7 protein-coding genes and 1 pseudogene are annotated in these 14,450 nt (G+C 71.1%); 3 read left to right on the top strand and 5 right to left on the bottom strand.

Annotation, left to right across the window (positions count from 1 at the left end):
* Positions 1 to 16: 16 nt before the first annotated feature.
* Complete coding sequence (locus ACWD0A_RS11955; protein ID WP_451297086.1) at positions 17 to 1,360, top strand: cytochrome P450; 1,344 nt, start codon at positions 17 to 19, stop codon at positions 1,358 to 1,360.
* 117 nt (positions 1,361 to 1,477) lie between these two features.
* Positions 1,478 to 4,441: pseudogene (locus ACWD0A_RS11960) on the top strand (helix-turn-helix transcriptional regulator); the annotation flags it as partial.
* 197 nt (positions 4,442 to 4,638) lie between these two features.
* Here the strand turns inward: ACWD0A_RS11960 and ACWD0A_RS11965 are convergent.
* The 3 genes from ACWD0A_RS11965 to ACWD0A_RS11975 all read right to left on the bottom strand — a co-directional run bounded on the left by ACWD0A_RS11965 (position 4,639) and on the right by ACWD0A_RS11975 (position 9,816).
* The gene (locus ACWD0A_RS11965; RefSeq protein WP_451297088.1) at positions 4,639 to 6,096 is read right to left on the bottom strand and encodes an aldehyde dehydrogenase family protein; all 1,458 of its coding nucleotides are present in this window, start codon (positions 6,094 to 6,096) and stop codon (positions 4,639 to 4,641) included.
* A gap of 309 nt (positions 6,097 to 6,405) precedes the next feature.
* A complete protein-coding gene (locus tag ACWD0A_RS11970; RefSeq protein ID WP_451297090.1) occupies positions 6,406 to 7,269 on the bottom strand; it encodes an acyl-CoA thioesterase in 864 nt (287 codons plus the stop codon).
* Between the two features lie 24 nt (positions 7,270 to 7,293).
* A complete protein-coding gene (locus ACWD0A_RS11975; protein WP_451297092.1) occupies positions 7,294 to 9,816 on the bottom strand; it encodes a DEAD/DEAH box helicase in 2,523 nt (840 codons plus the stop codon).
* Between the two features lie 112 nt (positions 9,817 to 9,928).
* Between ACWD0A_RS11975 and ACWD0A_RS11980 the strand changes: the two genes are divergently transcribed.
* Positions 9,929 to 10,720 carry a metal-dependent hydrolase gene (locus tag ACWD0A_RS11980; protein ID WP_451297094.1) on the top strand — a complete coding sequence of 264 codons (792 nt, stop codon included), beginning with the start codon at positions 9,929 to 9,931 and terminating at the stop codon, positions 10,718 to 10,720.
* 48 nt (positions 10,721 to 10,768) lie between these two features.
* Here ACWD0A_RS11980 and ACWD0A_RS11985 read toward each other — a convergent pair whose 3' ends face one another.
* Positions 10,769 to 12,550, bottom strand: a complete 1,782-nt coding sequence (locus tag ACWD0A_RS11985) for an ABC transporter ATP-binding protein (protein ID WP_451297096.1) — start codon at positions 12,548 to 12,550, stop codon at positions 10,769 to 10,771.
* Entirely contained in the window at positions 12,547 to 14,349 is a 1,803-nt protein-coding gene (locus ACWD0A_RS11990; RefSeq protein WP_451297204.1) for an ABC transporter transmembrane domain-containing protein, read from the bottom strand. Before ACWD0A_RS11990 ends, ACWD0A_RS11985 begins: the two co-directional genes overlap by 4 nt.
* Positions 14,350 to 14,450 lie beyond the last annotated feature (101 nt).

A 14,450-nucleotide genomic window follows, 5' to 3' on the forward strand; every position in this document is an offset into this window, starting at 1 on the left:
GACGGAGAGGTGGCCCATGACGCATGTGAACCAGTCACGCGAGGCGTCGGTGGCTCCGGGGAGTCTGCCCGTCCTCGGCCACGCGCTGCAGTTGTGGCGCAGGCCGATCGCGTTCCTGGAGTCGCTGCGCACGTACGGCGACGTCGTGAGGGTCGACGTGGCCACCTGGCCCGTCCACGTGCTCACCAGCCCGGAGCTGATCCAGACCGTACTGGTCGGCGACGCCAAGAACTTCGGGCGCGGCAGGGTCTTCGAGAAGCTGCGCCCGCTGTTCGGCAATGGCATCGTGACGACCGACGGGGAGTTCCATCGCAAGCAGCGCCGAATAATGCAACCGGCATTCCACCGCAGCCAGATCACCGCCTACGCGGACATGATAGGCCGACAGGCGGACGCGATGTCCGCTTCATGGACGGCCGGTGAAGAGATCTCGGTGGTCGCGGAGATGCGCCGGTTCGCGATGTCCTCGGTCGCTGAAATGATCTTCTCCGGCGCTCTCGGGCAGCCGGCTGTCGCGGAAGTACAGCGTTCGCTGCCGACGGTCCTGGAGGGCATGATCGCGCGAACCGTCATGCCAAGGGCGTTGGACCGGCTGCCGATCCCGCTGAACCGGCGGTTCGACGCGGCCTCTGCGCGACTGCGCCGGGTCATCGACGAGGTGATCGCGCAGTACGGCAGCGAAAAGCAGGACCGCGACGATCTTCTGTCGCTGTTGATGTCCAGCGTGGACCCGGAGACGGGCGAGACGATGAGCGGCGAGCAGGCGCGCGACGAAGCCATCTCCATCATGTTCGCCGGCACGGAGACCTCCGCCACGGTGCTGTCCTGGATCTTCCACGAACTCGGCGGTCATCCGGAGGTGGAGAAACGCCTGCACGCCGAAGTCGACGACGTGGTCGGCACTCGGCCCGTGACCCACGCCGACATCGCCGGACTCACGTACACGCACAGTGTTTTCCAGGAGGCGCTTCGCCTGCATTCGCCGCTGCTGTTCACCAGGCGCGCTCTGGTTCCGGTGAACCTCGGGGGCGTCTCGATCCCAGCCGGATCAGAATTGGGGTACAGCCCCTATGCACTTCACCGGGACCCCGCGCTGTTCCACGAGCCCACGACATTTGATCCCGGTCGGTGGAACAGCGGCTCGGCGGATCGGCCGCGCCCGCACAGGTTCATTCCCTTCGGGGCCGGTCAGCACAAATGCATCGGGGACAACTTCGCGGCAGCGGAGATCGTGATCGCTTTGGCGAGCGTGGCGTCCCGATGGCGGTTGGTTCACGCTCCGGGTACCGCCGTGCGCGAAGTCGCCGCGGGTATCCCGCAGCCGGATGCGTTGGTCATGACTCCCGTAGCACGACGCTGACGGAAACTGATCGAATTCGGCACTTTTGAGGCGACGTTCGGACGATCTCGCGACTGTGGATCTGCGTCAGCGAAGAGTACAGGACCACCCTCGTACGAGTGGCCGTGTTCCCTGGAAATGGTCGCAAGGAGCATCATCACGCCCCTTTGGCCCTACACTCGGCCGCACGCGCTGGTAGGGGGTCAGAGGGTGACACAGGCCGTGGGGCACGAAGAGTGGGCTGACCAGCCCATCCTCGAACGAGAGACCGAGGTTCGCGCAATCCAGCACGCGTTGGACGCATTGTGCGGAGACCCGGTCAACGGCTCCGGCAGGCGGCGGGGCGGTGTACTCGTCTTCGCTGCAGGAGCCGGACTCGGCAAGACCACCCTGCTCGCCGAAGCCCGCCGACGTGCCGGCGAACGGGGCTGTGCGGTGTTGTCCGCACGTGGCGGCGAGCAGGAGAAGCAGGTGCCTTTCCACGTGGTGCGCCAGCTGATCCAGCCCACCTTCGCCGCCATGAGCGAGGACGAGCACCGTGAGATCCTGGGCCACTGGTACGGCATCGTCGCACCGGCGATCGGCCTGACCGCCCCGCAGCCTGGCGCCGCACCCGACCCCCAGGGCGTGCGCGACGGTCTCGACTGGGTCGCCACCCGACTGTCGGTGCGTTCCACTGCCGTTGTGCTGGTCCTCGACGACGCGCACTGGGCCGATGCGGAATCCCTCGCGTGGCTCACCGCCTTCGCCGCACGCGCCGAGGAACTGGGGATGCTGATCGTCGTGGCCTGCAGGCCGGACGAGCTCCCCTCCGAGGCCGCCGTGCTGCACACTCTGGCCTCGCGCCACGGGGCACGCCCGCACCAGTTGGAGCCCCTCACACCGAGCGCGGTGGCGCGCATAGTGCGCGACGCCCTCGGCGACGGTGCCGACGACCCGTTCTGCCGGGAATGCTGGGCGATCACCGGTGGTAACCCCTTCGAGGTCGTCGAGCTCACCGCGAAAGGCCGCGACCGTGGCCTGACGCCGCAACAGGAGAACATTCCCCAACTCAGGGATCTCGCCTCGGCCGTCAAGGGCAGCGGGCTCATAGAACGGCTCGAACAGCTCGGTCCCTCCACCGTCCGGCTTGCCTGGGCCGCCGCGGTGCTGGGCACCGGCATCTCCACCAGGATCGCGGCGAGCGTCGCCGCGATCGGCGACGCGCAGATCAGCGAGGCCATCGGCCAACTGCACGCCGCGCGCATCCTGACGGTCCTGACCACGGTGAAGCGCGACGAGGTCGTGGAGTTCTTCCACCCGCTGATCGCCACCGCCGTGTACCGTTCGATGCCCGCGGGCGTACGCGTCGCCATGCACGGCATGGCAGCGAGGACCGTGATCGACGCCGGCCTCGGCGCCGCGGCCGCCGCCCGCCACATGCTGGAGATGCATCCGGAAGGCGACCCCTGGGTCGTGCAGCAGCTGCGCCAGGCCGCCCGCGAGAACTTCTCCGCAGGAGCCCCCGACGCCGCCCGCCGCTATCTGGCCCGCGCTCTGCGTGAACCGCCGGATCCGCAGGACCGAGCCCAGGTGTTGTTCGAACTCGGCTCGGCCAGCCTCCTCCACGAGCCCGCCACCACCGTCAACCACCTGCGGGCCGCACTGGAGGAGCCCGAGACCGAACAGGGCCTGCGGGAGGCCGTCACCTACCGGCTTGCCCAAGCTCTGGCCCATACGGGCGAGTTGGCGCAGGCCGCCGAGCTCCTTGCGGACGAGACCCGCCGTACCACCAGCGCCCGGACAAAACTGCGCATGCAGGCGGAGCAGTTCAAGTGGAACGCCGTCCGCGTCGACGAGCAGGACTCACCGGCCCGTTCCCGGCTGCTGGCCCAGTTCGCCAAGCGCCTCACCGGCCGGGACCTCGCCGAACGCCACATCCTGGGAATGCGGGCCTGGGACGGCGCGATGCGCGGCGAACCCTGCGCCACTGCCCTGTACTTTGCCGAGCAAGCCCTTGAAGGCGGCCTGAGTTGGACCGACCAGGACTTCGGTTTCGAGGTGCCAGTCGTCGTCGCCATCACACTCATGTACTGCGACCAGCCAGGCCGAGCCGAAGAGCTCTTCAACGACGGCATTGCCGAGTTCGAGGAACGAGGCTGGCGCGGCGCACACCTGTCCTTCGCCTACACCCTGCTCGGCTACATCCGCTACCGGCGCGGGCGGCTCGCCGAAGCGGAGGACTTCGTACGCCAGGGACTCGAGATCGCCAACCGGGTCGGGCACGACATCCCGGCACAGTGGTACGCGATCGGTACCCTCATCGAGACCCTGCTCGCGCGCGGCCAGATCGCCGAAGCCCAAGCCTTCGCTGATTCCTACGACGTGGGGAAGGTTTTCCCCAACGCGGTCGTCTACCCCGACCCCCAAGCCGTCTGGGGAAAGCTCCTCCTGGCCCGCGGCATGCATGAGGAGGCCGAGCGGCAGCTCGCCGAAGCCGGCCAACGCCTCGACAGCCGGGGCACACGCAACCCCTCGTGGAGCCCCTGGCAACTCGACCTCGCCCTGGCACAGGCCAAGCATCAACCCGAGAAGGCCCGTGCCACCGCGCAAGAGGCCGCTGCGCGCGCCCGCACGTTCGGCACCGCCAGCGTCATCGGTCACGCACTGCGCGTCCAGGCGGCGACCACCGACCCGGCCGAGTCGGTCGCCCTTCTCCAGGAAGCCGTCGAGCACCTCGAGCAGTCCCCCGCCGCGTACGAACTCGCGCACGCGCTCATCGACCACGGCACCGCCCTGCACGCCGTCGGCGACCTGGAGCGCGCCGCCCGCCAGCTCTACTCCGGCATGGAAGCCGCGACCGCCTGCGGCGCCGAAGCCCTCGCAACCCGCGCCCGATCCGAGCTCGCCGCCGCCGGACTGCGCCCGCGTCGCCGCCAGGTCCCGGAGCAGGACACCCTCTCCACAGCGGAGAGCGCCGCAGCCCGCCGCGCCGCGGTCGGGCTCGACAACGCGGCGATCGCCGCCGAGCTCGGCACGAGTGAGCATGCCGTATCGAAACTGCTGTCCGCGGTCTTCACCAAACTGGGAACCGACCGAGTGGGCCTGCGCCGCGCGCTCGGCATGTGATCCGGCCGGGCCCGGGACGGACGCCCGCACCCACGCCGAAGCCGGGAGCGGCAGCCCGCAGCCGTGGCTGTGTCTGCTGCCCGGGCCCGTGCTGTGCCGCTCGCGCGGTGCGCTGCGGGCCCTTTGGCGTCCCCGGCCCCTTCCCCGTCCCGGCCCCCACGGGTGCCGGGACCTTTCGCTGTGGTGCGCTTTCAGTAGCCGATACAGGCCGAATGCCACGCGGTGTAGAACTCCCACACCTGAGGCGAGCACTCCGGAGGACCGTACTGGGATGCCTTCGCGCCGGTGTGCGGCAGATGCGCGTACGCGCCGACGCCCGGACGGTTCACGTGCAGCATCCCCGCCTCGAGGTGTTCCACCGCCTCGAACGCCCGCGACTGGGACGCCGTGAACACCGTCCCGCTCATCCCGTACCTCACCGAGTTCGCGATGCGCATCGCGTCGTCGAACCCGTCCGCGTCGACGACGGCCAGCACGGGCCCGAACACCTCCTCCTGGGCGAGTTCGCTGTCCCACGGCACGTCCCGGATCACCGTCGGCTGCACGTAACACCCCTCCGGCAGCCCCTCCCGCTCCTCGGGGCCGCCGCCGCACAGCACCTTGCCGCCGTCGCGCTGCGCCCCGGCGACCGCGGCCAGCGCGGCGTCCCTGCGCACCGTGTTGACCACCGGGCACACCTGCGAGGCGGGATCGTCACCCGGCCCCACCCGCAGGGCGGCCACTCGCGGCACCAGCCGCTCCAGGAACTCCTCCCGCACCCGTACGTCCACCACCGCCCGGCTCGTCGCACTGCACCGCTGCCCGGCCTGCCCGAACGCGCCGTGCACCACCGCGTCCACGGCCCGGTCCAGGTCGGCGTCGTCGCACACCACGACCGCGTTCTTGCCGCCCAGCTCCAGCTGCGTCCGCAGCAGCCGGTGCGCGCCGCCGGTGTGGATCGCGGTGCCCACCGCGAGGGAACCGGTGAAACTGATGCCCGCGACGCCCGGGTTGGCGACCAGCGCCTCACCGGCCGCCACATCGCCCTGCACCAGGTTGAGCACCCCGTCGGGCACCCCGGCCTCCTGGAACACCTCCACCAGCAAAGCCGCCGTGAGCGGAGTGAGCGGCGAGGGCTTCAGCACCGCCGTGCACCCCGACAGCAGCGCCGGTGCCACCTTCCACATCGGGATGGCGAGGGGGAAGTTCCACGGCGAGACCAGACCCACCACACCGATCGGGCGGCGGAAGGTGTACGCGAAGGTCCGCTCGTCCTCCGCGGGCGCCGTCACCCCGCCGAGCAGCCGCGCCTGGCCGGCCGTGAAGTCGAGCACGGCACGCGCCCTGGCCACCTCGCCGTGCGCCTCGGCGAGCAGCTTGCCCTGCTCCCGCGTGATGACGGCGGCGAACTCCTTTGCACGTTCGGCGAGCAGCGCGCCCGCCCGCGCCAGATACGCCGCCCGCCTGATCGGACCGAGCCCGCGCCAGCCGGGCAGCGCGGCCCGCGCCGCGTCGACCGCCCGGTCCACGTCGACGCCGCCCGATTCGGCGAACTCGCCGACGGTGTCGGTGAAGTCGGCCGGATTGATGTTCTCCCTGGTCAGTCCCGACTCGGCCGGGACCCACTGTCCGTCGATGAAGTTGAGCCGAAGGTGCTGTGACTGAGCCATGCCCTCCCCTTCGCTGGACCACGCCGGCACTGCTGCCGGACCCGGCCAGACTCTCCGACGGAGAGCGCCGTCACAATGCGCGATTGCCGAATGCCACCGATAGCCCCGGCCTATCGGTCGCGCGTTCCCGTCGGCGGAGAGCGGGCGGCCGACGCCGCCAGGGCACGGCGACCTTCCCTCGCGGCCGGCGGCGCACCTTCACCGAACGGCTGGACAGCCTGTACGCCGACGACGCGCGCGTCCTGCACGCGTGACGCCCCTGTTGACGGAGGGCGGCCGGCCCGGACACCGGGACATGCTGCTGACCGGTTACACCGGCCGGAACAGGCCCTCCTGCACCACCGACACCAGCAGCTGACCCTCCCGGTTGTAGATCCGGCCGCGCGCCAGGCCGCGGCCGCCGGTCGAGATCGGGGACTCCTGGTCGTACAGGAACCACTCGTCCGCCCGGAACGGGCGGTGGAACCACATCGCGTGGTCCAACGACGCCATGTCGAAGCCGCGCGGTCCCCAGAGCGGCTCGACGGGGATGCGCACCGCGTCCAGGAGCGTCATGTCGCTCGCGTACGTCAGCGCGCAGGTGTGCACCAGCGGGTCGTCGCCCAGCGGGCCCACGGCGCGCATCCACACCGCGCTGCGCGGGTCCGCGTCCTTCAGCTCCTCGCGGGTCCAGCGCAGCCGGTCGACGTAGCGGATGTCGAACGGCTGCCGCCGGGCCATCCGCTCCAGCGACTCGGGCAGATGGCCCAGGTGGTCGCGGATCTCGTCCACGAGCATCGGCAGGGTCTCCGGGGCGGGCACGTGCCGCGGCGGCAACTGGTGCTCGATGCCGCCCGACTCCGGGCGGTGGAAGGACGCCGTCAGGTTGAAGATCGTCTTCCCCTGCTGGACGGCGGTCGTGCGGCGCGTGGTGAACGACCGGCCGTCCCGGACCCGTTCTACCTGGTAGACGATCGGCACACCCGGAATCCCCGGCCGCAGGAAGTACGCGTGCAGCGAGTGCACGGGGCGCTCCCCGTCCGTCGTCCGGCCGGCCGCGACCAGCGCCTGGCCCGCGACCTGCCCGCCGAAGACGCGTTGCAGCGACTCCTCGGGGCTGCGTCCACGGAAGATGTTGACCTCGATCTGCTCCAGGTCGAGCAGATCGACCAGCCGCTCGGCCGGATTCGTCATGACGGGTCGTCCTCTCGATGCGGTTCAGAGCTGGCCGACGGAGGTGACGCGCACGACCGCCCGGCCCTCCTCGTCGGAGGCCGCCAGATCGACCTCCGCGCTGATGCCCCAGTCATGGTCGCCGTTCGGGTCGGCGAACGTCTGGCGCACACGCCACAGACCGTGCGCCGGGTCCTCCTCGATGGCGAGGAGCTTCGGACCGCGGGCGTCCGGGCCGGTGCCCAGATCGTCGTACTCGTCCCAGTAGGCGTCCATCGCCTCGCCCCACGCCTCCTCGTCCCAGCCGGACTCGGCGTCCATCTCGCCGAGTTCGCCGACCTGGTCGAGGGCGGCGAGCTCCACCCGGCGGAACATGGCGTTGCGGACCAGGACGCGGAAGGCGCGGGCGTTCGCCGTGACCGGCCTGACCTGGTCGGCCTTCTCCTGCGCCTCCTCGGCCGTCTCCACCTCGGGGTTCGCCAGCTGTTCCCACTCGTCCAGCAGGCTGGAGTCCACCTGACGGACCATCTCGCCCAGCCAGGCGGTCAGATCCTCCAGGTCCTCGGTCTTGATGTCGTCCGGGATGGTGTGGTCCAGCGCCTTGTACGCGCTCGCCAGATAGCGCAGCACGATGCCCTCGGTGCGGGCCAGCTCGTAGAAGGACGTGAACTCCGTGAAGGACAGCGCCCGTTCGTACATGTCACGGATGACCGACTTCGGCGACACCGGGTGGTCACCGACCCACGGGTGCGACTTCTTGTACGTGTTGTACGCGTGCCAGAGCAGCTCTTCAAGCGGCTTGGGGTACGAGATGTCCTGGAGCCGCTCCATCCGCTCCTCGTACTCGATCCCGTCCGCCTTCATCGCGCCCACGGCCTCGCCGCGCGCCTTGTTCTGCTGGGCGGCCAGGATCTGGCGCGGGTCGTCGAGCGTCGACTCGACGACGGAGACCATGTCGAGCGCGTACGACGGAGACTCCGGGTCCAGCAGCTCGAACGCTGCCAGCGCGAACGTCGACAGCGGCTGGTTGAGCGCGAAGTCCTGCTGGAGGTCGACGGTGAGCCGGATCGTGCGGCCCTCGGCGTCGGGCTCGTCGAGCTGCTCGACGACCCCGCCGTCCAGCAGCGAGCGGTAGATCGCGATGGCGCGGCGGATGTGCCGCAGCTGGTTCCTGCGCGGCTCGTGGTTGTCCTCGAGCAGCTTGCGCATCGCCTCGAAGGCGTTGCCCGGCCGGGCGATGACCGACAGCAGCATGGTGTGGGTGACACGGAATCGCGAGGTCAGCGGCTCGGGCTCGGAGGCGATCAGCTTCTCGAAGCTGTTCTCCGTCCAGCCGACGAAGCCCTCGGGGGCCTTCTTGCGCACCACCTTGCGGCGCTTCTTCGGGTCGTCGCCCGCCTTCGCGAGCGCCTTCTCGTTCTCGATGACGTGCTCGGGCGCCTGCGCGACCACGAAGCCCGCCGTGTCGAAGCCCGCGCGCCCGGCCCGGCCCGCGATCTGGTGGAACTCGCGCGCCCGCAGCGTCCGCACCCGGTTGCCGTCGTACTTGGTGAGCGCCGTGAACAGCACCGTGCGGATGGGGACGTTGACGCCGACGCCGAGCGTGTCCGTGCCACAGATGACCTTCAGCAGACCCGCCTGGGCCAGCTTCTCGACCAGGCGCCGGTACTTGGGCAGCATGCCCGCGTGGTGCACGCCGATGCCGTGCCGCACGTAACGGGACAGGTTCCTGCCGAACTTGGTGGTGAAGCGGAAATTGCCGATCAGCTCGGCGATCCTGTCCTTCTCCTCGCGCGAGCACATGTTGATGCTCATCAGCGACTGCGCCCGCTCGACGGCCTGCGCCTGCGTGAAGTGGACGATGTAGACCGGCGCCTGCTTGGTCTCCAGGAGCTCGGTCAGCGTCTCCGTGATCGGCGTCAGCCGGTACTCGTACGAGAGCGGGACCGGGCGCGTCGCGGAGCGGACGACGGACGTGGGACGTCCCGTGCGGCGCGTGAGGTCCTTCTCGAACATCGACACGTCGCCGAGCGTCGCCGACATCAGGACGAACTGCGCCTGCGGCAGTTCCAGCAGCGGGATCTGCCAGGCCCAGCCGCGGTCCGGCTCCGCGTAGAAATGGAACTCGTCCATCACGACCTGGCCGATGTCGGCGTCCTTGCCGTCACGCAGCGCGATCGACGCGAGCACCTCGGCGGTGCAGCAGATCACGGGGGCGTCGGCGTTGACCGAGGCGTCGCCCGTCAGCATGCCGACGTTCTCCGTGCCGAACAGCTTGCACAGGTCGAAGAACTTCTCCGACACCAGCGCCTTGATCGGCGCCGTGTAGAAGGTGACCTGGTCATTGGCCAGCGCCGTGAAGTGCGCACCCGCCGCGACCAGGCTCTTCCCGGAGCCCGTGGGGGTGGACAGGATCACGTTCGCCCCCGAGACCACCTCGATCAGGGCCTCCTCCTGAGCCGGGTACAGCGTGATGCCCCGCTCCTGGGTCCAGGAGGAGAAGGCGTCGAAGAGGGCATCGGGGTCGGCGTCGGGCGGCAGCTGATCGATAAGGGTCACGCCCCCCATCTTGCCTGGCTTCCGCCCGGATGAGGGAACCGGCCGCCGCAGCGAAGATCACGAACGATACGCTGCCCTGTCAACTGGGGTTCGGCACAACGGCAATGGGGCGGGCACACACATGATGGGACCGGCGCACTCTCTGTCCGGGGCGGCTGCCTGGCTGGGGGTGGGAGCGGCGACGGCTGCCGCCGGCCACCCGATGCCGTGGCCCGTGCTCGTCGTCGGAGCGCTGATCTGCGCGGGCGCGGCGCTCGCCCCGGACCTCGACCACAAGGCGGCGACGATCTCGCGCGCCTTCGGTCCGGTCTCGCGCGGGCTGTGCGAGATCGTCGACAAGCTCTCGTACGCGGTCTACAAGGCGACGAAGAAGCCGGGGGACAAGCGCAGGACCGGCGGCCACCGGACCCTGACGCACACCTGGCTGTGGGCGGTGCTGATCGGCGGCGGCGGCTCGGTCCTGGCGATCATGGGCGGCCGGTGGGCCGTGCTCGGGATCCTGTTCGTCCACATGGTGCTCGCGGTCGAGGGCCTGCTGTGGCGGGCGGCCCGCGTCTCCAGCGACGTCCTGGTGTGGCTGCTGGGCGCGACGAGCGCGTGGATCCTCGCGGGCGTGCTGGACAAGCCGGGCAACGGGGCGGACTGGCTGTTCACCGCGCCCGGCCAGGAGTACCTGTGGCTCGGCCTGCCGATCGTGCTCGGCGCCCTCGTCCACGACATCGGCGACGCGCTGACGGTCTCCGGCTGCCCGATCCTGTGGCCGATCCCGGTGTCCGGCAAGCGGTGGTACCCGGTGGGCCCGCCGAAGGGCATGCGGTTCCGGGCGGGCAGCTGGGTGGAGCTGAAGGTGCTGATGCCGGCGTTCATGCTGCTGGGGGGCGTGGGTGGAGCGGCGGCGCTGAACATGATCTGAGGGAGTCTCCCGGAACCGGGGGCAGGGCCCCGGCCCCGGGCAGGGCCGTCACCCGTGCCAGGAGCGCCAGAGCGCCGCGTACGCCCCCTCCGCCGACACCAGCTCGTCGTGGCTGCCCAGCTCGCTGATCCGGCCGTTCTCCACCACCGCGATCACGTCCGCGTCGTGCGCCGTGTGCAGCCGGTGCGCGATCGCCACCACCGTGCGGCCTTCGAGCACCCGCGACAGCGAGCGCTCCAGGTGGCGCGCCGCCCTCGGGTCCAGCAGCGACGTCGCCTCGTCCAGGACCAGTGTGTGCGGGTCAGCCAGCACCAGGCGGGCCAGTGCGATCTGCTGGGCCTGGGCCGGGGTGAGCGGGACACCGCCGGAGCCGACCTCGGTGTCCAGACCCTCGGACAGCGCCCGTGCCCACCCGTCCGCGTCGACCGCCCCGAGCGCCGCCCACAGCTCGGCGTCCTCCGCGGACGTACGGGCGAGGAGCAGGTTGTCCCGGAGGGAGCCCACGAAGACGTGGTGCTCCTGGTTGACCAGCGCCACATGCTCGCGCACCCGTTCCGCCGGCATCCGGGACAGCTCGGCCGCGCCCAGCGTGACCCGGCCGGTGCGCGGGGCGTAGATGCCCGCCAGCAGCCGGCCCAGCGTGGACTTGCCCGCTCCCGAGGGGCCGACGAGCGCCAGCCGGGTGCCGGGCGCCACGTCCATCGAGACGCGGTGCAGCACGTCGACGCCCTCCCGATACCCGAAGTGGACCCGGTCCGCGCGCACGTCGCGCCCCTCCGGACGCACCGCCGCGTCGCCCGCGTCCGGCTCGATCTCCCGCACACCGACGAGCCGTCCCAGCGACACCTGGGCGACCTGGAGCTCGTCGTACCACCGCAGGATCAGGTTCACGGGGTCGACCATCATCTGGGCGATCAGCGCGCCCGTGGTCAGCTGTCCGATGCCGATCCAGCCCTGGAGGACGAACACGCCGCCGATCATGAGCACGGAGCCGAGCACGGTCGCGTGCGTGACGTTGAGGACGGGGAAGAGCACGGAGCGCAGGTAGAGGGTGTACCGCTCCCACGCCGTCCACTCCTTGATCCGCCGGTCGGAGAGCGCCACCCGGCGTGCCCCGAGGCGATGCGACTCCACGGTGCGGCCCGCGTCGACGGTCTCGGCCAGCACGGCGGCGACGGCCGCGTAACCCGCGGCCTCCGAGCGGTAGGCGGAGGGGGCCCGCCGGAAGTACCAGCGGCAGCCGATCACCAGCACCGGCACCGCCACGAGCACCGCGGGCGCCAGCGGCGGCGCGGTCACGGTCAGCCCGCCGAGCAGCAGCACGATCCAGAACACGCCGATCGTCAGCTGCGGGACCGCCTCGCGCATCGCGTTCGCCAGCCGGTCGATGTCCGTGGTGATACGGGACAGCAGGTCGCCCGTCCCGGCCCGCTCCAGAACGCCGGGCGGCAGCCCGACCGACCGTACGAGGAAGTCCTCGCGCAGGTCCGCCAGCATCCGTTCGCCGAGCATCGCGCCCCGCAGCCGTACCAGGCGCACGAACGCGGCCTGGATCACCAGCGCCACCGCGAACAGCGCGACCGTCCGCTCCAGACGGAGCTCGCGCGCCCCGTCCGCCGCCCGCTCCACGAGCGAGCCGAGCAGCCACGGGCCGGCCATCGAGGCCACGACGGCCACGGTGTTGACGAGCACGAGGAGCCCGAAGGCCCGGCGGTGGCGGCGCAGCAGCCCGGCCACGTACGCCCGTACCGTCGCGGGTGACCCCACCGGCAGGGTCGTCGCCGTCCGGGGAGCCGCCGGGTCGTAGTCCGGCGGCGCCACGCCGATCATGCTGTCTCCTCGATGTCGATCCCGGTCCTGAGGGCGCCGTCGCCCGACGCGTGGACCGAGGAGAGCTGTTGCTCGTCGGTCTCGCGGGTGACGACCGCGCGGTACCGCGGTTCCGTGTGCAGCAGTTCGCGGTGCGGGCCCACCGCCGCCGCCTCGCCGTCGTGGACCAGGACGACCCGGTCTGCGCGGTCCAGCAGCAGCGGCGAGGACGTGAAGACGACCGTCGTGCGTCCGGAGCGCAGCGACCGCACTCCCTCGGCGATCCGCGCCTCCGTGTGCGAGTCGACGGCCGACGTCGGTTCGTCGAGCACCAGCACCTCGGGGTCGGTCACCAGCGAGCGCGCCAGCGCCAGGCGCTGGCGCTGGCCTCCGGAAAGGGAGCGGCCGCGCTCGGTGATCGGCGCCTCCATGGGGTCCCCGTCGAGCGACGCCTGCGCGAGCGCGCCGAGCACGTCCCCGCACTCGGCGGCCGCGAGCGCGTCCGCCGCCGACACCGCACCGGACGCGGGCACGTCGAGCAGCTCGGTCAGCGTCCCGGACAGCAGGACCGGGTCCTTGTCCTGGACGAGGACGGCCGCCCGCGCGGCGTCCAGGGGCAGGTCGTCGAGGGCGACGCCGCCGAGCAGCACGGACGGCAGTCCCTCCGGTTCCGCGGGGTGGCCGCCGAGCCGTTCGGCCAGCCGGCCGGCCGCGTCCGGATCGCCGCACACGACCGCGGTCAGCAGGCCCGAGGGCACGTGCACTCCGGTGGACGGGTCGTACAGGTCCCCCGTCGCCACCGCGTCCGTGCCCGTGCCGCTCGTGGGGCGCTCCAGCGACAGGACCCGGGCCGCCCGGCGCGCCGAGGGGCGGGAGAAGGAGTACGCCATGGCGATCTCCTCGAAGTGCCGCAGAGGGTAGGCCAGCAGCATCACCGCGCTGTACGCGGTGACCAGTTCGCCCACCGCGATACGGCCGTCGCTAACCAGCCCGACGCCGTGGTGGACGACGACGATGGTCAGGAGACCAGGCAGCAGCACCTGCACGGCCGCGATCAGCGACCACATCCGGGCGCTGCGCACCGCCGCCCTGCGCACCTCCTGGGAGGCACGGCGGTAGCGGGCCAGGAACAGCTCCTCACCGCCGATGCCGCGCAGCACCCGAAGGCCCGCGACCGTGTCGGAGGCCAGTTCGGTGGCCTTGCCCGCCTTCTCGCGCTGCGTGTCCGCGAGCCGGGTCGCGCGCGGCAGCAGCGGCAGCACGCCGAGAGCCAGGACCGGCACCCCGATCGCGACCAGCACACCGAGCGCCGGCTGGTAGACCAGCAGGGCGACGCAGACGACCACGACCGTGACGGCCGCCGCCAGGAAGCGGGAGACCGCCTCGACGAACCAGCCGATCTTCTCGACATCGCCCGTCGAGACCGCGACGACCTCACCCGCCGCGACCCGGCGGGTGAGCGCCGATCCCAACTGCGCGGTCCTGCGGGCCAGTAGCTGCTGGGTACGGGCGGCGGCCGTGATCCAGTTGGTGACGGCCGTACGGTGCAGCATCGTGTCGCCGAAGGCGATACCGGCCGTCGCGAGCGCCATCAGGCCGCCCGCCGCGGCGAGTCCGGACCCGGAGCGCTCCACCACGGCCTGGACGGCGAGACCGACGCCGTACGGCAGCGCCATCACGGACACGAAGTGCAGCAGGCCCCAGCACAGGGACTTGACCTGTCCGCCCAGCTGGCCCAGGCCGAGCCAGAGGAGGAAGCGGGTGCCGGACCGGACGTCGGGTACTCCTGGATCGGGATACGGAAGATCGCGAATCTGCATGACGTCCCAGGGCTCGTCGAAGAGGGGGAAGGGGAGGGAGTAAGGGTGGTTCAAACCGTGAAAGGTTCGCGGTTCACCGCCCCCGCGAGCAATTGATTTTC

Source organism: Streptomyces sp. NPDC002867 (assembly GCF_053591895.1).

Bases quoted from the DNA above. Each gene is read 5' to 3' on its own strand.
- ACWD0A_RS11955 (WP_451297086.1), top strand. From the start codon at position 17: ATGACGCATGTGAACCAGTCACGCGAGGCGTCGGTGGCTCCGGGGAGT.
- ACWD0A_RS11965 (WP_451297088.1), bottom strand. From the start codon at position 6,096: ATGGCTCAGTCACAGCACCTTCGGCTCAACTTCATCGACGGACAGTGG.
- ACWD0A_RS11970 (WP_451297090.1), bottom strand. From the start codon at position 7,269: ATGACGAATCCGGCCGAGCGGCTGGTCGATCTGCTCGACCTGGAGCAG.
- ACWD0A_RS11975 (WP_451297092.1), bottom strand. From the start codon at position 9,816: ATGGGGGGCGTGACCCTTATCGATCAGCTGCCGCCCGACGCCGACCCC.
- ACWD0A_RS11980 (WP_451297094.1), top strand. From the start codon at position 9,929: ATGATGGGACCGGCGCACTCTCTGTCCGGGGCGGCTGCCTGGCTGGGG.
- ACWD0A_RS11985 (WP_451297096.1), bottom strand. From the start codon at position 12,550: ATGATCGGCGTGGCGCCGCCGGACTACGACCCGGCGGCTCCCCGGACG.
- ACWD0A_RS11990 (WP_451297204.1), bottom strand. From the start codon at position 14,349: ATGCAGATTCGCGATCTTCCGTATCCCGATCCAGGAGTACCCGACGTC.